This is a genomic window from Streptomyces sp. NTD91, assembly GCF_059510455.1.
Genome location: NZ_JCAJZW010000015.1, coordinates 109,317 through 131,158, shown reverse-complemented (window position 1 = coordinate 131,158; position 21,842 = coordinate 109,317). Strand labels below are relative to the sequence as shown.

The window sequence follows — 21,842 nt, the reverse complement described above, 5'->3', positions numbered from 1 at the left end:
CACCATGGTGTTCCTCGCCGGCAGGGCAGCTGAAGGGAATCCAGGATGTTCCGCAAGGTGCTGGTCGCCAACCGTGGCGAGATCGCGATCCGCGCGTTCCGGGCGGGCTACGAGCTCGGCGCGCGCACCGTCGCCGTGTTCCCGCACGAGGACCGCAACTCGCTGCACCGGCTGAAGGCCGACGAGGCGTACGAGATCGGCGAGCCCGGGCATCCGGTGCGGGCCTATCTCTCCGTCGAGGAGATCGTGGGCGCAGCCCGCCGGGCCGGCGCCGACGCCGTCTACCCGGGCTACGGCTTTCTGTCCGAGAACCCCGAACTCGCCCGCGCCTGCGAGGAGGCGGGCATCACCTTCGTCGGCCCGAGCGCGGCCACCCTGGAGCTGACCGGCAACAAGGCCCGCGCGGTCGCCGCCGCCCGCGCGGCGGGCGTACCCGTGCTCGGCTCCTCCCAGCCCTCCACCGACGTGGACGAACTGGTGCGCGCCGCCGAGGAGATCGGGTTCCCCGTCTTCGTCAAGGCCGTCGCGGGCGGCGGCGGACGCGGCATGCGCCGTGTGGAGGACCCCGCCCTGCTGCGCGAGTCCATCGAGGCCGCCTCCCGCGAGGCCGACGCCGCCTTCGGCGACCCGACCGTGTTCCTGGAGAAGGCCGTCGTCGACCCGCGCCACATCGAGGTGCAGATCCTCGCCGACGGTGAGGGCGGCGTCATCCACCTCTACGAGCGCGACTGCTCGCTCCAGCGCCGCCACCAGAAGGTCATCGAGCTGGCCCCCGCCCCCAACCTCGACCCCGAGGTGCGGCAGCGGATCTGCGACGACGCGGTGCGCTTCGCCCGCGAGATCGGTTACCGCAACGCGGGCACCGTCGAGTTCCTCCTCGACCCCGCCGGCAACCACGTCTTCATCGAGATGAACCCGCGCATCCAGGTCGAGCACACCGTGACCGAGGAGGTCACGGACGTCGACCTGGTCCAGGCCCAGCTGCGGATCGCCTCCGGCGAGACCCTCGCCGACCTCGGCCTCGCCCAGGACACCATCACCCTGCGTGGCGCCGCCCTGCAGTGCCGTATCACCACCGAGGACCCCGCCAACGGCTTCCGCCCCGACACCGGCCGGATCAGCGCCTACCGCTCCCCGGGCGGCTCCGGCATCCGGCTCGACGGCGGCACCACCCACGCCGGTACGGAGATCAGCGCGCACTTCGACTCCATGCTGGTCAAACTGACCTGCCGGGGCCGGGACTTCAAGGCCGCCGTGGGCCGCGCCCGGCGTGCGGTGGCCGAGTTCCGCATCCGCGGCGTGGCCACCAACATCCCGTTCCTGCAAGCCGTCCTGGACGACCCCGACTTCCGGGCCGGCCGGGTCACCACCTCCTTCATCGAGCAGCGCCCGCACCTGCTCACCGCCCGCTCCTCCGCGGACCGCGGCACCAAGCTGCTCACCTACCTCGCCGACGTGACCGTCAACAAGCCGCACGGCGAACGCCCCGAGTTGCTCGACCCGGTCACCAAGCTGCCGCCGCTTCCGGCCGGCGAGCCCCCGGCCGGCTCCCGCCAGCTGCTGGTCGAACTCGGTCCCGAGGGATTCGCCCGCCGACTGCGGGAGTCGCCGACCATCGGCGTCACCGACACCACCTTCCGCGACGCCCACCAGTCCCTTCTCGCCACCCGCGTGCGGACCAGGGACCTCCTCGCCGTCGCCCCGGTCGTCGCCCGCACCCTGCCGCAGCTGCTGTCCCTGGAGTGCTGGGGCGGCGCCACCTACGACGTCGCCCTGCGCTTCCTCGCCGAGGACCCCTGGGAGCGGCTGGCGGCCCTGCGCGAGGCCGTGCCCAACATCTGCCTGCAGATGCTGCTGCGCGGCCGCAACACCGTCGGCTACACGCCGTACCCGACCGAGGTCACCGACGCCTTCGTGCAGGAGGCCGCCGCCACCGGCATCGACATCTTCCGCATCTTCGACGCCCTCAACGACGTCGGCCAGATGCGCCCCGCCATCGACGCCGTACGCGAGACGGACACGGCGGTCGCCGAAGTCGCCCTCTGCTACACCGCCGACCTCAACGACCCGGCCGAGCGGCTCTACACCCTCGACTACTACCTGCGCCTGGCCGAGCAGATCGTCGATGCCGGTGCGCACGTCCTGGCGATCAAGGACATGGCCGGCCTGCTGCGCGCCCCTGCTGCCGCCAAGCTGGTGTCCGCGCTGCGCCGCGAGTTCGGCCTGCCCGTGCATCTGCACACGCACGACACGGCCGGCGGCCAGCTCGCCACCTACCTCGCCGCGATCCAGGCGGGCGCCGACGCGGTGGACGGCGCGGTCGCCTCGATGGCCGGGACGACCTCCCAGCCGTCACTGTCGGCGCTGGTCGCCGCCACCGACCACTCCGACCGCCCCACCGGCCTCGACCTGCTGGCCGTCGGCGACCTGGAGCCGTACTGGGAGGGCGTGCGCAAGATCTACGCCCCGTTCGAGGCGGGCCTCGCCTCCCCGACCGGCCGCGTCTACCATCACGAGATCCCCGGCGGCCAGCTGTCCAACCTGCGCACCCAGGCCGTCGCCCTCGGTCTCGGCGACCGCTTCGAGGACATCGAGGCGATGTACGCCGCAGCCGACCGGATCCTCGGCCGCCTGGTCAAGGTCACCCCGTCCTCCAAGGCGGTCGGCGACCTCGCTCTGCACCTGGTGGGCGCCGGCGTCTCCCCGAAGGACTTCGAGGAGACCCCCGACAGGTTCGACATTCCGGACTCGGTGATCGGCTTCCTGCGCGGGGAGCTGGGCACCCCGCCCGGCGGCTGGCCCGAGCCGTTCCGCACCAAGGCGCTGAGGGGCCGGGCCGCGGCCAGGCCCGCGCCCGAGCTGTCCGCCGAGGACCGCGAGGGCCTCGCCAAGGACCGCCGTGCCACCCTCAACCGGCTGCTGTTCCCCGGCCCCACCCGCGAGTTCGAGACGCACCGGCAGAGCTTCGGCGACACCAGCATCCTGGACAGCAAGGCGTTCTTCTACGGACTGCGTCCGGCCAAGGAGTACGCCGTCGACCTGGAGCCCGGGGTCCGGCTGCTGATCGAGCTGCAGGCGATCGGTCAGGCGGACGAGCGGGGCATGCGCACGGTGATGTCCACGCTCAACGGCCAACTGCGGCCCATCCAGGTGCGCGACCGGAACGCGGCCACGGACGTGCCGACGACGGAGAAGGCCGACCGGTCCAATCCGGGCCATGTGGCGGCCCCGTTCGCCGGTGTGGTGACCCTCGCGGTGGCCGAGGGCGACGAGGTCGCCGCCGGCGCCACCGTGGCCACCATCGAGGCCATGAAGATGGAGGCCACCATCACCGCCCCGAAGGCGGGCCGGGTCTCCCGGCTGGCCATCAACCGCATCCAGCAGGTGGAGGGCGGCGACCTCCTGGTCGAACTCTGACCCGGGAATCGGCACCTACCCGCGGTGCGGCACTCAGTCCCAGAGCGGGTAGGTCATGACCTGCTGGAAGCCGTCGGGCCGGGCGCCGGTGTAGGTCAGGCTGATCCGGGAGTAGCGCTGGAAGGACGGATGCTTCTTCCACTGCTGCTCACCGGTGAGCCGGATGACGACCGGGTACTGGTGGAAGGTGCCGGCGGCGCAGTACGGGTTGCAGTCGTTGACCCAGTTCACACCCACGGCCTTCGCCCCGTCCGGACTCCACTGGGTCCAGTGGAGTCCGGCGAGCCGGCTGTTGCCGTCGCCGCAGGCCAGGATGAAGTCGGTCGGGCGGACGTTCCGGTGGAAGTAGCAGTCCACCAGCACGGGCCGGGCCGCACGGGCATGCGCGCCCGTCCCGGGAGGGGGCGGGGGACTGGCCGAGGCCGTCGTCATCGCCGTGGTCAGCAGGGCGCCTGCCGCCAGGGTGACCGCCGTTCCCACCAGTGCTCCGCGCATGGCCGCTCCCACCGTCGTGCTGTGTCCGACCGTCCACTCGACGCTACGACGGCGCGGCGGGTTGCACCAATCGCGCAGGTCGCGCGGCGTGTCAGCCGTGTCTGACGGTCAGGCCGTAGAACGCGACACGGGCGCCGTTCGTCGTACTGTCCGACGAGGACTGGTTGTAGGAGCCTGCCTTGAAGTACTGCTTGTACTGCTGGAACGACGACGGGATGCCGTAGTGGGTGGTGGTGCCGTCGACGTTCAGGTCGATGGTGTTCCCGCCGGAGACGGCGATGGTGTAGCTCCAGGTCCTGCCGACGGGCACGTGCCCCACCGGATGCGCGGTCTGTCCGCCGGACGGCGAGTCCTCCGTGCCGAGGACGATGTCGCCGTTCGCGTGGTAGTACAGCTCCAGCAGCGGCTTGGTGGAGGAGCCGCCGCTGCCGACGTGGATCTGTCCGACGCACACGTTCTTCGTCACGGACACCACGCGCAGGGTCGCGCTCAGCCGGTGCGAGCCGGGCAACGCCCAGTCGGCGGGGCTGCCGTCGCGGTTCATCTCGCGCAGCTCGGAGCGGGCGTAGTGGGAGTTCGGGGTCGTCACGCCCTTCTCGGGCGCCCAGAAGGTCATGGCGCCGTCACGGGTGTCGGTGTAGAAGTACGCGTCCTGGTAGCCGTTCGCGCCCTGGAGCCGGGACGAGGGGATCGTGGTCGGCCGGCCGGGGGAGCCGACGGGCTCCTGCAACTCCCAGACCGACAGGTCGAAGTTGCCGCCGGGTGCGACATGCGGATCGGCGGCGAGCGCGCTGGGGCCGCCGAACAGGGCGAGGGCAAGGGTGAGGCCCGTGGCGGCGGGCACCACGAGCAGGCGTGATCGGGTCATGTGGGGGGGTCCCTTCTCCGGACCGGTGCCGAACCGATATTCGAACGAAGAAGGGTGCGTTCAACGTTGTGAACATTGAACGCATCCTTGTTCACCGGTGACCCGCGAAGCTAGAGGTCTGAACCAAACACGTCAAGAGGTTCAGCAGGTGCCCTCGTCCTGCCACGGACCCCATTCCGAGGCGCCGGGCACCTCGTTCCGGGTCCACCACTTGGCCTTCCAGTTGTGCTGGTTGTAGGAGACCTCGTTCCCCTGCGTGTACACCGCCGTGGAACTCCACGCGGGCTTGCAGGGGGCAGGCGGGGGCGTGGGCGTCGGCGTGGGTGTGGGTGCAGTGGCGCCGGCGAACCGCCCCGAGTACGTGGCGAAGTCCCAGTCGTTCTGCGCCACGCCGGAACACGTGCCGGACGTGCGGCCCCCGTTGTCGGGCGGGCTGCACTGCCGGTCGCGGTTCAGGGACCAGAACGTGAAGCGGTCCATGTTGTGGCTCGTCGCGTAGTCCAGCACCGTCTGGAAGTCGGACTGGGTGAAGATCTCGCCCGTGTCGCTGCGGCCGTTCATGCCGGAGAAGCCCTCGTGGGCGTAGGCGGTCGCCCGGTCCCAGCCGAAGGTGGACTGCAGGATCGCGTTGAAGTTGGTCAGCGCGCTGGTCTGGCTCGCCGCTCCGTCGAAGCCGCCGTCGAAGGGCATGATGGAGAAGTTGTTCGGGGTGAAGCCCTCGGACTTGGCCTCCAGCAGCATCTGTTTGCCGAACCAGCCGGTGCCGTCCGCCGTGCCGGCCGTGGTGACCGAGACGTACAGGCCCGGGTTGTTCCGCTGGAGGATCTTCGCCGCGCCGATCTCGTTCTTGACGGCCGCGGTGTTCTCGTACTCCGGCTCCTCCAGGTCGAAGTCGATGGCGTGCAGCCCGTACTTGGTGACGACCTGCTGGTAGGCCGCCGCGGTCGACGCGGCGTCCGCGCAGGTCTGGCCGAGCTTGGTACCGCCGTAGCCGCCGACGGAGACCGACACGTCACCGCCCTTGGCGCGGATCGTGTTGATCATCGACTGTACCGCGGTGTCCGAGGAGACCGACGCTGTGCCGCCCCATGTGGGCGAGCAGCCACCGCCGTTCGGCGCCAGGACGAAGGCCAGTTGGAAGGCCTTCAGGCCGGTGGCGTCCATGATGGCGGCCGGGTCCGGCGGGTCGTTGTCCAGCGGCATCAGATAGGGGGCGGCGGCGTACCAGCGATTGCTCAGCGCCGTCGTCGCCCCCGAGGCGTTGCTCGCGACGAGCGCGGTCGTGCCCGCGGCGCCGAGCGTGACGGCCGCCGCAGCGCCCAGGCATGCCCGAAGAGGTCTCACTGCGTGCCTCCGGAGGGTGGGGGTGGGGAGGTCCCCCGGGCGGGGGAGCCCCACCCTCCGCGAGCTGTTGGGGTCACGTCAATAACTTGGACTAGACCAACGCGGTCTTTGGACTAGACCATATGATTTCTTTACCTCACCCCGACCGGTCGAAGGGTGAAACCGCGGCCCAGTGGAAGGCTCGGCGTGGTGACTGTCGTGACCTGCGTGCCGGGAGTGAAGGACCATGCCGACGCGGGCAGTCGACGGCCGTTCAGGAGGACACGCGTGGGCGCGGTGCCACCGTGCACGGTCAGCCGGTACGTACGGGCGTCCACCTCGCCCGCGTAGTCGCCCCTGCTCGCGGCCACCGAGACGGTCGTCGCCCGGCCGTCGGCGTGCAGGGACACCCGCTGGGTGGCCGCGGCGCCCGCGGTGAAGTCGCGGGTCACGCCGTCGTCCTCGTACAGCGTGTAGTGGCTGGTGTCGTGGGCCGCCGGGTACAGGTCGCCGTTCCTGCTGGCCCGTGGTGACCGGGTCGCCGAAGGTGTACACGCCCGGCGCGAAGGTGTTGCGGAAGACGCCGTAGCCCGCGCTGGAGAGGTAGAAGGGCTGGGAGTTGTTGTAGCCGCCCTCGTTCCAGTCGAAGCTGTCGGCCACGTACATCGTGCGCCCGCGGTGCGAGAAGCTGCCGTTCTGCTCGCCGCCGCCGAAGAACTGCTCGTCCGCGCCGCGCACCAGGCTCTGCCGCATCCCGCCGGTCGACCAGCGCAGCGGCTTGTCCTCCTGCCAGATCCGGGTGCGGTCGTCGGGCTTGTACAGGCCGAAGCGCAGCGGCTTCTTGTAGACGCGCAGGACCGCCGCGGGGGAACGGATGCCGTAGTAGGCGCCCGCGTCGAAGGACGAGGTGCGGCGCTCGGCGGGGGGCTCCTCGCGCACGATGGCGGTGCCCGCCGGATCGCCCAGCGAGCCGGACGGATCGGCCTGGAGAACGGGGACCGGCCTTCGCCGTGGGCGCCGCTCAGCCGGCGGTCTTCCGCAGCACCATCTGGGTCTGCGTGGTCTGGCCGACCAGCCGGTCCCGGTCGTCGCGCAGATCCGTCTGCACCACGACGAGTGTGCTGCCGCGATGCAGCGGCCGGGCGGTGGCCTCGACGTGCCCGGCGGTGACCGCCCGCAGGAAGTTCGTCTTGGACTCCACCGTCGACGTACCGGCCGCGCCCTCGGGCAGATTCAGATACGCGCACACCGCGCCGACGCTGTCCGCGAGGGCCATCAGCGCCCCGCCGTGCAGGACGCCGCCCGCGGTGCACGCCTCGGGCGACCAGGCCAGGGCGCCGACGACACGCTCCGCCGTGGCCTCGCGCAGTTCGATGCCCAGCCCGGCCGCGAACGGCATGGCGGACAGCAGATCGGCGGGCTCGGGGACGCCGTGCGGGGAGGTGGTCGACATGGTGTACCGCCTTTCGTGAGGGCCGCGATCACCGGGCAGTGTGCCAGTCAGTCCCCGGTCGGCTCCTGGAGCATGGCGAGTTTCAGGACACCGCCGCCGATGCCCCAGCCGCCGTCGGGCACCTCCTCCACCAGGACCATGGTCGCGGCGCGGGCCCGCTCGCCGTAGATCTCGACGTACAGCTCGGTCGTGCGGGTGACGATCAGCTCCTTCTGCTCCTCGTCCAGGCTTCCGGCGGGCACCTTGAAATTCGCGAACGGCATGTGGCTTCTCCTCGGTCGAGGCGTGTCAGAGGGAACTGGCCGGGGTGAGCAGGTCGTCGATCCCGGCACGGCGGAAGAACTCGGCGCGGATGCGGTCGGCGACCGCCGAGACGACCTCGCTGCCGTCCCGGGCGGGATCCACGTGCGTGCGCAGCGCCCGGCGGCCGGCGGGCAGGTCCACCAGACGTACGACGGCCCCGGCGACCTCGGCCCGATCCGCCTCCGGTGGGACCAGTGCGGCGAGCCGCCCCCGAGTCCGGCCAGCAGGCCGCCGTACCGCTCGTCGTAGGCCGCCGCGCGCCCGGTGTCGGCGGGGGTGCCGGCGTGCACGAAGTGGTTCGTGCCGGTGGTGAAGGCGCCCGTTACGACGATCGCGGTGTCGATGCCGAACCGGACCAGCTCACCGGCGTAGCTGACCGCCAGCGCGTCCATCGCCGCCTTCGCCGCGAAGTACGGTCCGAGGAACGGCGGGCAGCCGCCGCGCGTGCCGGAGCTGCCGATCCACACCAGCAGCCCCTCGCCGCGCCCCCGCAGGTGCGGCAGCGCGGCACGGTTCACCCGCAGGGCGCCCAGCCCGTTGACGTCGTACAGGTCCGCCAGCTGCTCGGGCGTGAAGGCCTCGGCGGGCCCGGTGACCATGTGGCCAGCGTTGTGCACCACCACGTCGAGCCGGCCCTCGGCGCCCAGCACCGCGGCCACCGCCGCGTCGGCACAGCCCTCGGAGGTGACGTCCAGCTCGACGGCGTGCAGGGACACGCCGTGTTCGGCCGCGTACCGGTCGAGCGCGGCCACGGCGGGCGCGTTGCGGCCGGCCGGCTGCCGGATCCCCGCGTAGACGGTGTGGCCGGCGTCGGCGAGGGCACGCACGGTCAACGCGCCGAAGCCGCTGGAGGCGCCGGTGACCAGGATCGTTCGGGAGGTGTGTGGGGGCATGATCTCTCCATCGGGTTGATCGGGACGGGTCAGACGATGCCGCCGTTGGCGCGCACGACCTGCCCGTTGACCCAGTGACCGGCCGGGGAGGCGAGGAACGCCACCACCTCGGCGATGTCGGCGGGGGTGCCGAGGCGCTCCAGCGGCGGCTGGGCGGCCAGGCGCGCGATGGCCTCCTCGTCCTTGCCGTCCAGGAACAGCTCGGTGGCCGTGGGGCCGGGGGCGACGGTGTTCACGGTGACGTCCCGGCCGCGCAGCTCGCGGGCCAGCACCAGGGTCAGCGCCTCGACCGCGCCCTTGCTCGCGCTGTAGGCGCCGTACGACGGGAAGGCCAGGCCCACCACGGAGGTGGAGAAGGCGATGAACGAGCCGCCCCGGCGCAGGGTGCGGGCCGCCTCCCGGGCGACCACGAACGTGCCGCGGATGTTGGTGCGGTGCATCGCGTCCAGCTCCGTGAGATCCAGCTCCGCGATCGGCGCGAGATGCATCCGGCCGGCCGCGTGCACCACCACGTCGACCCCGCCGAACTCCGCGGCGGTCTGGAACAACGTGGCGACCTGTTGTTCGTCGGCGACGTCGGCGCGCACGGCGACCGCGCTGCCGCCCGCCGCGGTGACCTCCTCGACGGCGGCCCGGGCCAGGTCGCGGTTGCCGGCGTACCCGATCACCACGGCGAAACCCTCGGCGGCGAGCCGGCTGACCGTCGCCCGGCCGATGCCGCGCGAGCCTCCGGTGACGACGGCGACGCGGGGCGCGGCGGGCGACTCCCGCGGCGCCGACTCCTGCGCGGCCGGTTCCTGCGGGGTTGATCCCTGCGGGGCCGGTTGCCGGGTCGCCGGCGCCAGGGTGGCCGATTCCTGGCCGGTCGTCTCCTTGCCGGTCGATGGCCGGGCGGTCGTTTCCTGAGCGGACATGAGGGGTCTCCTGCCGGACGAGGCGGTGCGGGAGGTTCCCCTTCAGCCTGGGCCGCGGTGACCCGGCCAGCCACGGCTGCGCTCACCCTGGGGTCGGCAACCCCTGGTTGTGCCCGCGTGACCACGCGACCATGGACGGTGTGAACCATGCCGAGCTGGCCGCCTTCCTCAAATCCCGGCGCGACCGGATCCGCCCCGCCGACGTCGGACTGCCCACGGGCCCCCGCCGCCGGGTCCCGGGCCTGCGCCGCGAGGAGGTGGCCCAGCTGGCCGGTCTGTCCGCCGACTACTACACCGAGCTGGAGCGCGGCCGCGGCGCGCAGCCCTCCGCACAGGTCCTGGCCGCCCTCGCCCGTGCCCTGCGGCTCGGCGGCGACGAACGCGATCACCTGTTCCATCTCGCCGACCGCCAGCTGCCCTCCGGCACGTCCGCGCCCACCGCGCTCGTCCAGCCCGCCCTGCTCGGCCTGCTGGACCGGCTCACCACGACCCCGGCCCAGGTCATCACCGACCTGCACGAGCCGCTCGTGCAGAACCCCCTCGCCGTGGCGCTGCTCGGTGAGATGCCGAGCGGACACGGGATTCACCGGAGCTTCGTCCACCGCTGGTTCACCGACCCAGCCAGTCGCGGCATCTACCCGGCCGAGGACCATCCGCACCACTCCCGCGTGTTCACCGCCGACCTCCAGGCGGTCGCGGCCCGGCGCGCCGGGGACTGGGACGTCACCCGGCTGGTCGCCACACTGCGCCGGCGCAGCGCGGAGTTCGCCGAGCTGTGGGAGCAGCGTGAGGTGGCCCTGCGCCGCACCGACCACAAGCGGATCGTGCATCCCTCCCTCGGCGTGATCGAGCTCGACTGCCACAGCCTCTTCAGTGAGGACGGCCGCCAGCGGCTGCTGTGGTTCAGCGCCCCGCCCGGCACCGAGGGCGCCGCCCAGCTGGAGCTGCTCTCGGTGATCGGCACCCAGGACCTGAGCACCACGCCGGACGAGCCGGGTCACCCGACCCGCTGAGACCACCGGCTCGGGCGGGCACCGGACTTGTCACGAAGTCGGCAGAACCGTGGCGGATCATCCCTTGCCTGAGGCACCCTTGACAGTGTGCGTACTGTTTCGCGACGTTTGAGCGGTCGCGCGCGAAGGGGAATTTCCGCGCACATCGGAACCAGTGGCAGGACGCGCCCGGCGCGTCATGGGGGGAGCGGTCGCCCATGCGATCCATGAGCCATGATCCACACGCCTCACCGGCCCGTGCCGCCCACGGCACACCGCTCGCGCAGCCTTGGGAAGGGCGGTCGAACTGAGGTGGAGATCACCATCCACAGAGCCGGTGAGCTGACGCCCGCGCTGCGCGCGGCCTGGCATCGCGCGATGGACGCGTCGCCCGAGTACTCCAACCCGTTTCTGGCACCGGAGTTCGCGACCGGCGTCGCCCGGTACCGGCGCGGGGTCCGGGTGGCGGTGCTGCGTGAGGGCGGGGAGCCCGCCGGGTTCTTCCCGTACGAGCGGGGGCCGGTCGGAACCGGACGGGCCGTCGGGCTCGGACTGTCCGACTGCCAGGCCCTCGTGCACCGGCCCGGGTTCACCTGGGACGCCGGTGAACTGCTGCGGGCCTGCGGGCTCAGCATCTTCGAGTTCGACCATCTCGTACAGGAGCAGCGGCCGTTCGCCCCGCATGTCACCGGCACCTTCGCCTCACCGGTGATCGATGTGAAACCCGGCGACGGCGGCTACCCGGAGTGGCTGCGCGCCACCTACCCGGGGCTGGCCAAGACCACCCTGAAGAAGGAACGGCGGCTCGGCCGGGACATCGGCGAGGTGCGGTTCGAGTTCGACGAGCGCGACCCGGAGGTGCTGCGCACCCTCATGCGGTGGAAGTCCGCGCAGTACCGCAGGACCGGCCGCATGGACCGCTTCTCCCGGCCGTGGATCGTCGGCCTCGTCGACCATCTCTTCCGCGTCCGCGAGGAGCACTTCACCGGCGTGCTGTCCGTGCTCTACGCGGGCGACCGGCCGGTCGCGGCCCACTTCGGTCCCCGGTCCAGCACGGTGCTGGCGGCCTGGTTCACCGCCTACGACCCCGAACTGCACTACTACTCGCCGGGGTTGATGATGCATCTGCGGACCGCCGAGGCGGCTGCCCGGCACGGGGTGACCCTCGTGGATCTCGGGCGCGGCGACAAGGAGTACAAGGACTGGCTGAAGACCCGTGAACTGCGGGTCGCCGAGGGCTTCGCGGCCCGCCCGCACCCGGTGGCGCTCGCCCAGCGGCTGTGGCGCAGGCCGGTACGCGGGCTGCGCAACACGGTGAACGCCCACCCCACGCTGCGTGATCCGGCCGACCAGCTGCTGAAGACGCTGGGCAGATGGCGCACCCAGGCCGTCGCGGCCGCCTCGCCCGGCCGGAAGGATCACCTCTCGGAGCGGTAGCCGCTGGCAGGTTCTCGTCAAAAAATTCGCCAAGCGGCGGACATGTCCGCCTTCACGTGATCGGGTCTGCGGTGTCAGCAGTGTCGCTGCACCCCGGGAGGTCCTTGGTGTCCGTACCAACCCGCAGAAGACGGTGGTTCACCGTCTGTGCGATCACCGCGTCCGCCGCACTCGTCGCGATACCCCCGTCCGCCGCCTCCGGGCGCTCGGTGAGCCCCTTCGGCGTCCGTGCCCTCGGCCAACTGGCCAAGCAGCGCGAGCAGTCGGTAGGAGCCATGTCGCCGCACGTCGCGGCGGACGACGACGGCGGCAACGAGGCGGACGAGATCGCCGAGGGCGCGGACCAGTACGCCGAGGCCCGTACCTCGCCGGGCGTCGTGGCACCGGGCGCCTACGGCGCCGCCTGGCGCGATCTCAACAAGCTGAGGCCCACGGGCGGGCGTTGGCACGGCATCACCGACCTGCCGTACAACTCCGACGACCCGCGCTACCGCGACATCGACTCCAACTCCAGCGGCGGGGGCGGGAACGTCACCGGCCGGATGGCAGCGCTCGCCGCCGACGACGACGGCTACGTCTACGCGGGCAGCGCCGGCGGCGGGGTCTGGCGTTCCCGCAGCGGGGGCGGCCACTGGCAGCCCATCAGCGATCGGCTGCCCGCCCAGTCCACCGGCGCCCTCGCCCTCGACGGCGCGGGCCGGCTGTGGCTGGGCACCGGCGAGGCCACCACCAACGCCGACGCCTACCTCGGCAGCGGCGTCTACGTCCTCACCCACCCGCACCACGGCACCTTCTCCGCGCGCAGCCGGGTCGGCGGCGACGAGTTGGAGAGCACCACCATCCACGAGCTGCGCTTCGGCGGCGGCAAGGTGTGGGCGGCCACCAGCGAGGGGGTGTGGAGCCACTCCACGAAGAAGCTGAGCGGCCCCTGGAAGCTGGAGTACGCGCCCAACCCCGACTACCTGCCGGGCGGCTCCAAGGCCGACGACCCGGACGCGCCGTACAAGAACATCGCCAACGACATCGCGATCGACCCCAAGGACCCGTCCAAGGTGGTCCTCGCCATCGGCTGGCGCAGCGGCGACGACTACAACGGGTTCTACGCCAGGACGGGCGGCACCTGGACCCGGATCACCAGCGGACTCGGTGACCTCCCGGCCGACCCGGACAACGTCGGCAACGTCACCTTCGCCCGCTCCGCCGACGGTTCCCGCTACTACGCCATCGACCAGTCCCCGGAGCAGCTGAGCACCAACCCGGACAGCGGCCTGGAAGGCATCTACGTCTCCAAGTCCGGCTCGCCGACCGGTCCCTGGACGAAGATCGCCGACTACAAGGGCCTGGCCGCCGACAACTCGGCGCTGACCTCGCCCGGCTACATGCCCGGCGTCCAGGCCTGGTACAACCAGTTCCTCGCCGTCGACCCGAGCGACCCGCAGCACGTGTACGCGGGCCTCGAAGAGGTCTACGAGACGAAGGACGGCGGCGGCACCTGGTCCACGGTCGGCCCGTACTGGAACTTCGGCTTCTCCTGCTGGAGCATCGACCCGGCCGAGCAGACCGGCGACTGCAACGCCACCACCCACTCCGACCAGCACGGTGTGGCGATCGGCCGCTATCACGGCAAGAGCTTCGTGTACGTCGGCAACGACGGCGGCGTCTACAAGCGCCCGCTGAACGGCTCCCAGGACGCATCCGGCCACGCCACCGACTGGACGTCCCTGAACGACGGCACCATCGACACCCTGCAGTACTACTCCGTCGGCGTCGGCAAGGACCTCGACCACGGCGGGGTCTCCGTCACCGGCGGTCTGCAGGACAACGGCCAGTCGATCCTGCGCAGCAACGACACGGTGATGGGCTCCAACTTCGGCGGTGACGGCGGCGACACCCTCACCGACCCCGCCAACGGCTGCAACATCGCCCAGGAGTACGTCTACCTGGCCGTCCAGGTCACCCAGAACTGCGCGGTGAACGACGGCAGCTGGACCACCGATCCGAGCAAGGCCACCTCGTACTCCGTCGCCCCGCCCGACAACGCCACCAGCGAGGCCCGCTTCATCGCCCCGCTCGCTGCGGACATGAAGGACGGCAACACATGGGTGGCCGGCGGCCGGCACATCTGGGTCCAGACCCACGGCTACGCCATCCGCAGCGGCAAGGAGTGGACCAGCGTCCACGACCTCGGTGCGGGCCGCACCGCGACCGCCGTCGCCGCGTCCGGCGGGAAGATCTACGCCGCCTGGTGCGGTCCCTGCAACAACCAGGGCTTCGCCCGCGGCATCGCCGTCGGCAACGCGGACGGCACCGGCTGGCACGACGTCAGCCTGCCGGTCGACGGGAACGTGCCGAACCGCTACCTGAGCGGCTTCGCCGTCGACCCGAAGAACGCCGACCACGTGTTCCTCGCCGTCAACGGCTTTTCCCGGCACTGGACCGAGGGCCCCGGCGCCGGCGTCGGCCACGTCTTCGAGTCCACCGACGGCGGCACCACCTGGAAGGACATCTCGGCGAACCTGCCCGACGTGCCCACCAACTCGGCGCTGGTGACGGCGGACGGCGGCCTCGCCGTCGCCACCGACCTCGGTGTCGTCTACCGGGCGCCGGGCCGCACCACCTGGCAGCGGATCGGCCGCCTGCCGGCGGTCGCCGTGCTCCAGCTCCGGACGAGCCCGGACGGCGGCACGCTGTACGCCGCCACCCACGGCCGCGGGATCTACACCGTCAAGGTGTGCGACCTGCGCTGACCGCCCGCCGGACAGGAGGGGTGGCTCCCGGGACTTCGGGGGTCACCCCTCCCGCGCGTACGGCACCACGTCCAGGTCCAGCGTGAAGACGGGGCGCGCGGCCCCCGCCACATCCGGTGCCTTGGCCGCCGCGGTGACCTGCGCCGCACCGCCCCGGGTGCCCGCGCAGCGCAGGGAGGCGTGCGCGGTGCCGTCCGCGTCCACCCGCCAGCCGGACGCCACCACGAGCGCGGGCGCCGAACTCAGCACGCCCGTCCACCGCTTGTCGTCCAGGCGCGGCCGCAGGGTGAGGGTCACCTCCGTCCCGGGACGCACACAGACCCGGCGCCGGACCGCGTCACCCGGGGCCACGGTCACCGCCGTGTGCCCGGCGGCACAGGACCCGGCCGGCCCCGAGGAGGGCGTGGCCGCACCCCCGTCGGACGCGGAGCCGCTCGGCGAGAGTGGGGCGCTCGGTGAGGGTGAGGCGCTCGGTGACGGGCCCGGCGGGAGCGACTCCCGGGCCGAGGGCACCGGCCGCGCCGACCGGCTCCCGGACCCTCCGGCACCCGCCCCCCGGCCCGTCGACGCCCCGCATCCCGCGAGGACGACGACCGCAGCGATCGCACATCCACCGGCCCACCACCGCATCCCAGCCACCTCCCAACTCCTCGGTACGCTTTCCAGGATGCTCCTGGCACGCCGTCCAGGATGCCTCAGTCGCGGCTGCGGACCGCCCGACCCACCTCCGTGCGCAGCTTCACGAACCCGGGCAGGCTCCGGGTGGTGAGCTGGTCCCGTGCGCCGGGCAGGCCGACGGGCAGGTCGAGGACGATGCGGGAGCCGGGGCCGGGGGAGAGGACGACGACGCGGTCGCCGACGTACACGCTCTCGTCGATGTCATGGGTGACGAACACGATGGTCGTGCCGTCGGCACGGTGGACCTCGAGCAGCAGGTCCTCCAGGTCCTCCCGGGTGCCGGCGTCCAGCGAGCCGAACGGCTCGTCCATGAGCATCAGGGAGGGCCGGCACACCAGCGCGCGGGCGATGGCCACCCGCTGCTGCATGCCGCCCGACAGCTCGCGGGGACGGCGCCGGGCGACGCCGCGCAGGCCGACCCGTTCGAGGATCGTGTCGGCCTCCGCCCGGCGGGCCGCGCGGGACAGGCCCCGGGGGCGCAGTGGCAGGGCCACGTTGTCGCGCACGGTGAGCCAGGGCAGCAGTGAGCGGCCGTACTCCTGGAAGACGACCGCGAGCCGCTCCGGCACGCCGGTCACCGGTGTCCCGTCGATCGTGACCGTGCCCTCCTGCGCGGGCAGCAGCCCGGCGATGGTACGCAGCAGCGTGGACTTGCCGCACCCGGAGGGCCCGACCACGCTGAGCAGCTGGCCCGCGGGCACGGTCAGGCTGACGCCGTCCAGGACGCGGGTGTCGCCGAAGTGCCGGCTGACGGAGTCGAGGCGCAGCATCCCTCACCCGGCCCACGGTTCGTACAGCGTGCCCGTGCCTGCGGCGACCCGCACATGCAGCAGGAAGGGTCCCGTGTCGTCACCCCGGCCCAGGGCGTGGTCCAGGGCGGCCGGCAGCTCCTCGGGGTGCTCGGTGCGGGCCGCGGGGCAGCCGAAGGACTCCGCCAGGGCCACGAAGTCGATGCCGGTGATGTCCGTGCCGGGGACGGGGTCGATGCCGATCCGGCGGCCCAGTGCGCGGACAGCCGCGTAACCGCCGTTGTCCAGCAGGACGTAGGTGACCGGGGCGGTGTGCCGGGCCGCGCTCCACAGGGCCTGCACCGAGTACAGTGCCGAGCCGTCGCCGGCCACGCACACCACCCGGCGCCGGTCGGCCAGCGCCCGGCCCACCGCGAGGGGTAGACCCCAGCCGAGGGCCCCGCTGCCGGTGGTGAGGAAGCCGCCGCTCGATTCCACGGGCACGCGCGCGTGGAGCGTGTCGCGGTGGCTCGGTGCCTCCTCGACGAGGACCCGGTCGCGCGGCAGCCGGACGTTCAGCAGGTCGAAGAGCAGCTCCGGGGTGATGTGCCCCTCGGCGGGGGCCGGGTCGGGGACCCGCCGGGGCGGCGGCGGATCGCGGTCGGGCTCCTTGAGCAGCCCGGTGAGCCGTTCCAGTGCGGGCCGCAGCGTGGTGACGATGCTGGTGCCGGTGGGCAGCCAGGCGGCCTGGCCGGGGTCGCAGTCCAGGTGGAACAGCTCGGTGCCGGGCGCGAGCGGCGGCCCCTCGTCCTCGACGTGGTAGGTGAACACCGGCGTGCCGAGGGCCACCACCACGTCGTACGGCGCGAGCCGCGCGGCCAGCCGACGGGCGACCGGCGGCAGGAACCCCTGGAACAGCGGGTGCGACTCCGGGAATCCGGAGCGGCCGGAGAGCGGACTGATCCACACCCCGGCCCTGATCCGCTCGGCCAGCGCCCGGACCCGGTCCAGCGCGTCCTCGTCGTCCACGCCCGGGCCCACCACGAGCGCCGGGCGCGCGCAGGCGTCCAACCGGGCGGCGAGCGCGTCGAGGGCGTCCGGGCCGGCCGTGAACGCCGAGTGCACCGTGCGCGGCGTGACGGGCTCGGCGGCCCGGTCCCAGTCGTCCTCGGGCACGGACACGAGCACCGGGCCGCGCGGGTGGGTCATCGCGATCCGGTAGGCCTCGGCGAGCACGGCCGGCACGTCCTCGGCCCGCTCCGGCTGATGGGCGTACTTCACGTACGGGCGCGGGAACAGGGCCGGCTCGTCGGCGCCGAGGAACGGCCGCAGCCGGAGCAGGGAACGTGCCTGCTGTCCCGCCACGATCACCAGCGGCACCCGGTCGCGGAAAGCGTTGAACACCGCGCCGAGCGCGTGCCCGACCCCGCCGGCCGAGTGCAGGCTGACGAGGGCGGCCCGCCGGGTGCCGAGCGCGTGCCCGGCCGCCATGCCGACGGCGACGGACTCCTGCAGGCCGAGCACGTAGGTGAAGTCGTCGGGCCAGTCGCGGAACATCCGCAGCTCCGTGGAGCCCGGATTGCCGAACGCCGTGGTCATGCCGGTGTCCCGCAGAAACCGTACGACCGCCTCGCGGACCGTGGCCGTCGTCATGCCGTCCTCCCTGCGGACGTGCCGGTGCCGACGAGCCGCTTCTCGACCGCCAGCAAGGTGGTGTTGAGGAGATACCCGAGCGCGCCGAGCAGCAGCAGCGCGGCCCACACGGTGAGCAGGTCCGAGCGCGTCTGCGCGTCGGTGAGGGTGAAGCCGATGCCGTTGTCGCTGCCCGGCAGCAGTTCGGAGAAGACCATCAGGATCAGGCACAGCGACAGGCTGAGCCGGAGCCCCGCGAAGATCCGGGGCAGTGCGGAGGGCAGGATCAGGAACCGCACCCGCTCGGGCGCTGTCAGCCGCAGCACGGCCGCCACGTCCAGCCGCAGCGGGTCGGTGGCCCGGGCGCCCTCGGCCGAGTTGATCAGTACCGGCCATACGGCGCTGAACACGATCGACGCCACCTGCATGGGGGTGCCGAAGTCGAAGACGACCACGAACACCGGCACCAGCGCGGGCGGCGGCACGGCCCGTGCGAACTGGAGCACCGGGTTGCACAGCGCGTACACGCGGTGCGAGCGGCCCACCGCGAGGCCCAGCGCGATCCCCGCGACGGCGGCGAGCGCGAACCCCGCCGCCATCCGGCCCAGGCTCGGCAGGATGGTGTCGACGGCGGCCGGGGTGAGGAACAGATGACCGGCGGGCCCGGAGAACCACAGGGCGCATGCGTGCCGGGCGATCCGCAGCGGCGGCGGGAAGTAGACGCTGCCCCGCGCCCGTGCGGCCAGTTCCCAGCAGGCCACGGCGCCGAGCAGCACCGCCCAGCGCAGCAGGAAGGGCACGGCGGTGGCGCGGGGCGGGCCGGAGGCTTCGCCCCGGGTCCGGGTCATGGGCGGCTCCGCTGTGGCCGGGGTTCCTGCGCCCAGGCGAACAACCGCCGTTCGGCGCCGACCAGTACGCCGTTGATCACCAGCCCGAGCGCGCCCGCCCACACCACCCCGGCCAGCACGTCCCGAGTGCCGTCCGTCTCCGTCTGGGCCTGGGCGATGAAGATGCCGAGACCCTGGCCGAAGCCGGAGAGGATCTCCGTCGCCACGGCCAGGATCAGGGCCACCGCGGCCGAGATCCGCACACCGGCGGCGATGAACGGGGCCGTGGCCGGCAACTCCACCCGCAGCAGCACCGCGAGCCGTCCGAACCCGAAGGCACGCAGGGTGTCCTTGGCCAGCGGATCGGTCTCACCGATGCCGTGGACGGTGTTGAACAGCACCGGCCACAGCGCGGCGTACGCGATGAGCGTCACCTCGGTGCGGGTGCCCGAGCCGAGCAGCAGCGACACCAGCGGGATCAGCGCCACGGACGGCAGGGGCCGCAGGAACTCGACCACCGCGCGCACGGCGGCCTCGACGACCGGCACCGCGCCCAGCAGCAGCCCGAGCGGCACGGCGATGGCACAGGCGAGGACGAGGCCCAGCGCCCATGCCCGCAGGGTCACCCCCACCGCGCCGAGGAACGCCGGGTCGCCGGCCAGCCGGGCGGCGCGGGCGACGACTTGGGAGGCGGGCGGCAGATAGCTCCGCCGTACGATCCCGGCCCGGGCGACCGCCTCGCAGACCCCGAACGCCCCCGCCGCGCCGAGCAGGCCCAGCAGCATCTCCTGACGCCGTGTCATGGCACCAGCAGAGGAGCCGGATCGATGTCCTTCGTCAGCAGCCCCTGAGCGCGCATCAGCCGGACGAGCCGGCGCAGGGCGGACGGGTCGGCGGACGCCGGGTAGGCGGGCAGATGGATCGACCTGGCCTGGTCGGCGGTCACCTTGGTGTACTTCGGCAGCTCGCCGCGGACCACCGCCGGATCGTCGGCGGCGAGCTCGGAGGCCGCCTCGACGGCGCGCCGGAAGCCCGCGGCGGCCTTCGGGTTCTTCTTCACGAAGTCGGCGGTGGTGACGTACCCGCTGGCGGGCAGGCCGCGCGCGGGACCCGACCCGCCGTCCAGCAGCACCCGTGCGCCCAGCTCGCCCTGGACGGCGGTGTCGAAGGGCTCGACCACGTGGGCCGCGTCCACCTGGCCCTTCTGCAGGGCCGGGCCCATCTGCGGGAAGAGTATCTGCCGGTAGACGGGTCGTCCGGCGTGCCGGGCGCCGAGGATCGCGTTCAGGGTCAGCGACTGGATGTTGTTCAGGACGGCGACCGCGACCTTCTTGCCCGCAAGGTCCGCGGGTGACTTCAGGGCGGAGTCCTTGGGTACCAGGACGTCCATCATGTGTGGGGCGATCCGGACGCCTTCGGCGAGGATGCGCAGGTCCAGGGTGCCCTTCTCGTACGCCTGGAAGTAGGTGACGTAGTTCGCGCTCGCGATCACGTTCACCTGGCCCCTGAGCAGCGCGGGCAACGCCTGGATGCTCTGCTGCACGGGCTGGATGCGTACGTCCAGGCCCTCCTTGGCGAACAGCCCGCGGTCCCGGGCCAGATAGAGGGCGGCGGAGTCGGTGAGCGGCAGCGCCGCGACGGTCAGTCGCGTGCGTCCGTCAGGCGAGTGCGAGGCGCCGCCGCTGTCGCAGCCCGCGAGGAGCAGCGCCGCGGCGACGACGAGGGCGGCCAGCCGCTTCGTTCCCGGTCGTGATCGGCGTAATGAAGGCATACGGGGATGACTACCCTGCATTTGTCATGATCGCTACAGACCGAGGGGTGATGTTCCCGGGGCTGCACCCGGCGGCCTCCTCGGACACGCGAACCGGGCGCCGGGCAAGGAGCTTCGGGGCCGGCGTGTGGCTCGGCGGGGCACGGGAATCGTGCGGCCCGGCGAGAATGGGTGCGCGGGTGGCGATGCGGTCGGTCCGCCCGCCCCGCCTCCCCAGCCCCACCGCCGACCCGCCGCAGACCGCAGAACCCGGACGGCGGACCGCCGCTGGTGACGCTGCGTCAGGCCCGTGGGCTCGCTATGCGGAGGGTCGTCGCTGCGGACGGCACCGCCGGGTCGGTGGCGTCGATGACGTCCGTCCACCAGTCCGCGCCGTCCTCGATGTAGCGCAGCAGCACGCCCTCGCGGATCGCCCACGGGCAGACCACGACCCCGCGCAGCCCCATGAGCTTCAGCGCGGTGTGTCCCACGACCGCCCCGGCCAGGCTCTGCTCCGCGCGCGGCGCGGAGATCCCCGGCAGCTGGGTGCGCTCGGCGGCGGGCAGCGCGGCGAGGGTGCGGACGGCCTCGCGCAGGTCCCGGCAGCGCATCTCCCGCCGTACGAACGGGCCGTGCCGCCCGGGCGCCGCCCCGCACAGGCGGCCCAGCTGCTGGAACGTACGGGAGGTGACGGCGGCGGTGCGCGGCCGCTCCCAGCGGATCCGCGAGGCCACGTCCCGCAGCTCGTGGCGGATGCGGCGGCGCAGCTCCTTCAGTTCCTCCCGTCCCGGGGGGTCCTGGGCGCCGAAGTACTCCTGGGTGAGCCGCCGCGCGCCGAGCGGCAGGGACGCGGCGAAGTCGGGCAACCGGCCCCGGCCGAAGGCCACCTCCAGCGAACCGCCGCCGATGTCGAGCACGGCGAGCGGGCCGGCGTGCCAGCCGAGCCAGCGCCGGGCGGCCAGGAACGTCAGCTCCGCCTCGGTCTCACCCGGCAGGGTGCACATGCGGATCCCCGTTCCGGCCGCCACCCGACGCAGCAGATCCTGCCGGTTCGGGGCCCCGCGCACCACGGCGGTGGCGAAGGCCATGGGGCCGGACGCATGCCAACGCCGGGCGGTGGCCGCCGCCGCGGCCACCGCCTTCACCAGTCCCTCGACCGCATCGTCGGCGATCGTGCCGTCCGGACCGACGTGTTCGGACAGGCGCAGCTTCCACTTGACGGTGTGCACCGGCAGCGGAACGCCACCCTCCACATCCGCGATCACCAGCCTCACCGTGTTCGACCCGGCATCCAGCACGCTCACCCGCATGGCCGGGAAGTACCCAATTCACCGGCGGTCACCCGTCACACAGGGGGGCGCGCCTGTACACGGCAGCCCTGAGGG

The 21,842-nt window shown here is 72.7% G+C and carries 18 protein-coding genes and 2 pseudogenes; 4 read left to right on the top strand and 16 right to left on the bottom strand.

Annotated elements, in window-relative coordinates:
- Positions 1-45: 45 nt before the first annotated feature.
- Entirely contained in the window at positions 46-3,417 is a 3,372-nt protein-coding gene (locus tag AC5WRT_RS18065; protein ID WP_496100391.1) for a pyruvate carboxylase, read from the top strand.
- Positions 3,418-3,450: 33 nt separating this feature from the next.
- Here the strand turns inward: AC5WRT_RS18065 and AC5WRT_RS18060 are convergent, their stop codons facing one another.
- From AC5WRT_RS18060 to AC5WRT_RS18020, 9 genes and pseudogenes are all read right to left on the bottom strand, one after another.
- A complete protein-coding gene (locus AC5WRT_RS18060) occupies positions 3,451-3,912 on the bottom strand; it encodes a hypothetical protein (RefSeq protein WP_496094475.1) in 462 nt (153 codons plus the stop codon).
- A 91-nt stretch (positions 3,913-4,003) separates the two neighbouring features.
- Positions 4,004-4,780 carry a polysaccharide lyase family 7 protein gene (locus AC5WRT_RS18055; protein ID WP_496094474.1) on the bottom strand — a complete coding sequence of 259 codons (777 nt, stop codon included), beginning with the start codon at positions 4,778-4,780 and terminating at the stop codon, positions 4,004-4,006.
- 141 nt (positions 4,781-4,921) lie between these two features.
- Entirely contained in the window at positions 4,922-6,124 is a 1,203-nt protein-coding gene (locus AC5WRT_RS18050) for a chitinase (protein ID WP_496094473.1), read from the bottom strand.
- Positions 6,125-6,255: 131 nt separating this feature from the next.
- A complete protein-coding gene (locus tag AC5WRT_RS18045; RefSeq protein ID WP_496094506.1) occupies positions 6,256-6,609 on the bottom strand; it encodes a DUF5110 domain-containing protein in 354 nt (117 codons plus the stop codon).
- A gap of 64 nt (positions 6,610-6,673) precedes the next feature.
- Positions 6,674-7,042, bottom strand: a pseudogene (locus AC5WRT_RS18040) (glycoside hydrolase); the annotation flags it as partial.
- Between the two features lie 82 nt (positions 7,043-7,124).
- Entirely contained in the window at positions 7,125-7,556 is a 432-nt protein-coding gene (locus AC5WRT_RS18035; protein ID WP_496094472.1) for a PaaI family thioesterase, read from the bottom strand.
- A gap of 47 nt (positions 7,557-7,603) precedes the next feature.
- Positions 7,604-7,819 (bottom strand): tautomerase family protein, encoded by a 216-nt coding sequence (locus AC5WRT_RS18030; protein ID WP_496094471.1) that lies wholly within the window; start codon positions 7,817-7,819, stop codon positions 7,604-7,606.
- Positions 7,820-7,844: 25 nt separating this feature from the next.
- A pseudogene (locus tag AC5WRT_RS18025) lies at positions 7,845-8,752 on the bottom strand (SDR family NAD(P)-dependent oxidoreductase).
- A gap of 29 nt (positions 8,753-8,781) precedes the next feature.
- The gene (locus tag AC5WRT_RS18020) at positions 8,782-9,666 is read right to left on the bottom strand and encodes an SDR family oxidoreductase (protein ID WP_496100390.1); all 885 of its coding nucleotides are present in this window, start codon (positions 9,664-9,666) and stop codon (positions 8,782-8,784) included.
- A gap of 140 nt (positions 9,667-9,806) precedes the next feature.
- Between AC5WRT_RS18020 and AC5WRT_RS18015 the strand changes: the two genes are divergently transcribed.
- From AC5WRT_RS18015 to AC5WRT_RS18005, 3 genes are all read left to right on the top strand, one after another.
- A complete protein-coding gene (locus AC5WRT_RS18015; RefSeq protein WP_496094505.1) occupies positions 9,807-10,679 on the top strand; it encodes a helix-turn-helix transcriptional regulator in 873 nt (290 codons plus the stop codon).
- 291 nt (positions 10,680-10,970) lie between these two features.
- Positions 10,971-12,095, top strand: coding sequence for a GNAT family N-acetyltransferase (locus AC5WRT_RS18010; protein WP_496100389.1), 1,125 nt, complete (start codon positions 10,971-10,973; stop codon positions 12,093-12,095).
- A 107-nt stretch (positions 12,096-12,202) separates the two neighbouring features.
- The gene (locus tag AC5WRT_RS18005) at positions 12,203-14,842 is read left to right on the top strand and encodes a WD40/YVTN/BNR-like repeat-containing protein (protein ID WP_496094468.1); all 2,640 of its coding nucleotides are present in this window, start codon (positions 12,203-12,205) and stop codon (positions 14,840-14,842) included.
- Positions 14,843-14,884: 42 nt separating this feature from the next.
- Here the strand turns inward: AC5WRT_RS18005 and AC5WRT_RS18000 are convergent, their stop codons facing one another.
- The 7 genes from AC5WRT_RS18000 to AC5WRT_RS17970 all read right to left on the bottom strand — a co-directional run bounded on the left by AC5WRT_RS18000 (position 14,885) and on the right by AC5WRT_RS17970 (position 21,767).
- Positions 14,885-15,139 (bottom strand): acetyl-CoA synthetase, encoded by a 255-nt coding sequence (locus AC5WRT_RS18000; protein ID WP_496094467.1) that lies wholly within the window; start codon positions 15,137-15,139, stop codon positions 14,885-14,887.
- A gap of 398 nt (positions 15,140-15,537) precedes the next feature.
- Positions 15,538-16,290: an ABC transporter ATP-binding protein gene (locus AC5WRT_RS17995; RefSeq protein ID WP_496094466.1), complete on the bottom strand. Its 753-nt coding sequence runs from the start codon at positions 16,288-16,290 to the stop codon at positions 15,538-15,540.
- Positions 16,291-16,293: 3 nt separating this feature from the next.
- On the bottom strand, positions 16,294-17,901 hold the full coding sequence (gene mdlC, locus AC5WRT_RS17990; protein ID WP_496094465.1) for a benzoylformate decarboxylase: 1,608 nt from the start codon (positions 17,899-17,901) through the stop codon (positions 16,294-16,296).
- Positions 17,898-18,728, bottom strand: a complete 831-nt coding sequence (locus AC5WRT_RS17985; protein WP_496094464.1) for an ABC transporter permease — start codon at positions 18,726-18,728, stop codon at positions 17,898-17,900. Before AC5WRT_RS17985 ends, mdlC begins: the two co-directional genes overlap by 4 nt.
- A complete protein-coding gene (locus AC5WRT_RS17980) occupies positions 18,725-19,510 on the bottom strand; it encodes an ABC transporter permease (protein ID WP_496094463.1) in 786 nt (261 codons plus the stop codon). Before AC5WRT_RS17980 ends, AC5WRT_RS17985 begins: the two co-directional genes overlap by 4 nt.
- Positions 19,507-20,478: an ABC transporter substrate-binding protein gene (locus tag AC5WRT_RS17975; protein WP_496094462.1), complete on the bottom strand. Its 972-nt coding sequence runs from the start codon at positions 20,476-20,478 to the stop codon at positions 19,507-19,509. The genes AC5WRT_RS17980 and AC5WRT_RS17975 overlap by 4 nt, the downstream gene beginning before the upstream one ends.
- Before the next feature lie 281 nt (positions 20,479-20,759).
- Positions 20,760-21,767: a Ppx/GppA family phosphatase gene (locus tag AC5WRT_RS17970; RefSeq protein ID WP_496094461.1), complete on the bottom strand. Its 1,008-nt coding sequence runs from the start codon at positions 21,765-21,767 to the stop codon at positions 20,760-20,762.
- Between the last annotated feature and the right edge of the window lie 75 nt (positions 21,768-21,842).

Coding starts and splice junctions, on each gene's coding strand:
- mdlC (WP_496094465.1), bottom strand. CDS start 17,901: ATGACGACGGCCACGGTCCGCGAGGCGGTCGTACGGTTTCTGCGGGAC.
- AC5WRT_RS17980 (WP_496094463.1), bottom strand. CDS start 19,510: ATGACACGGCGTCAGGAGATGCTGCTGGGCCTGCTCGGCGCGGCGGGG.
- AC5WRT_RS18055 (WP_496094474.1), bottom strand. CDS start 4,780: ATGACCCGATCACGCCTGCTCGTGGTGCCCGCCGCCACGGGCCTCACC.
- AC5WRT_RS17985 (WP_496094464.1), bottom strand. CDS start 18,728: ATGACCCGGACCCGGGGCGAAGCCTCCGGCCCGCCCCGCGCCACCGCC.
- AC5WRT_RS18030 (WP_496094471.1), bottom strand. CDS start 7,819: ATGCCGTTCGCGAATTTCAAGGTGCCCGCCGGAAGCCTGGACGAGGAG.
- AC5WRT_RS18035 (WP_496094472.1), bottom strand. CDS start 7,556: ATGTCGACCACCTCCCCGCACGGCGTCCCCGAGCCCGCCGATCTGCTG.
- AC5WRT_RS18065 (WP_496100391.1), top strand. CDS start 46: ATGTTCCGCAAGGTGCTGGTCGCCAACCGTGGCGAGATCGCGATCCGC.
- AC5WRT_RS17975 (WP_496094462.1), bottom strand. CDS start 20,478: ATGCCTTCATTACGCCGATCACGACCGGGAACGAAGCGGCTGGCCGCC.
- AC5WRT_RS17970 (WP_496094461.1), bottom strand. CDS start 21,767: ATGCGGGTGAGCGTGCTGGATGCCGGGTCGAACACGGTGAGGCTGGTG.
- AC5WRT_RS17995 (WP_496094466.1), bottom strand. CDS start 16,290: ATGCTGCGCCTCGACTCCGTCAGCCGGCACTTCGGCGACACCCGCGTC.
- AC5WRT_RS18020 (WP_496100390.1), bottom strand. CDS start 9,666: ATGTCCGCTCAGGAAACGACCGCCCGGCCATCGACCGGCAAGGAGACG.
- AC5WRT_RS18060 (WP_496094475.1), bottom strand. CDS start 3,912: ATGCGCGGAGCACTGGTGGGAACGGCGGTCACCCTGGCGGCAGGCGCC.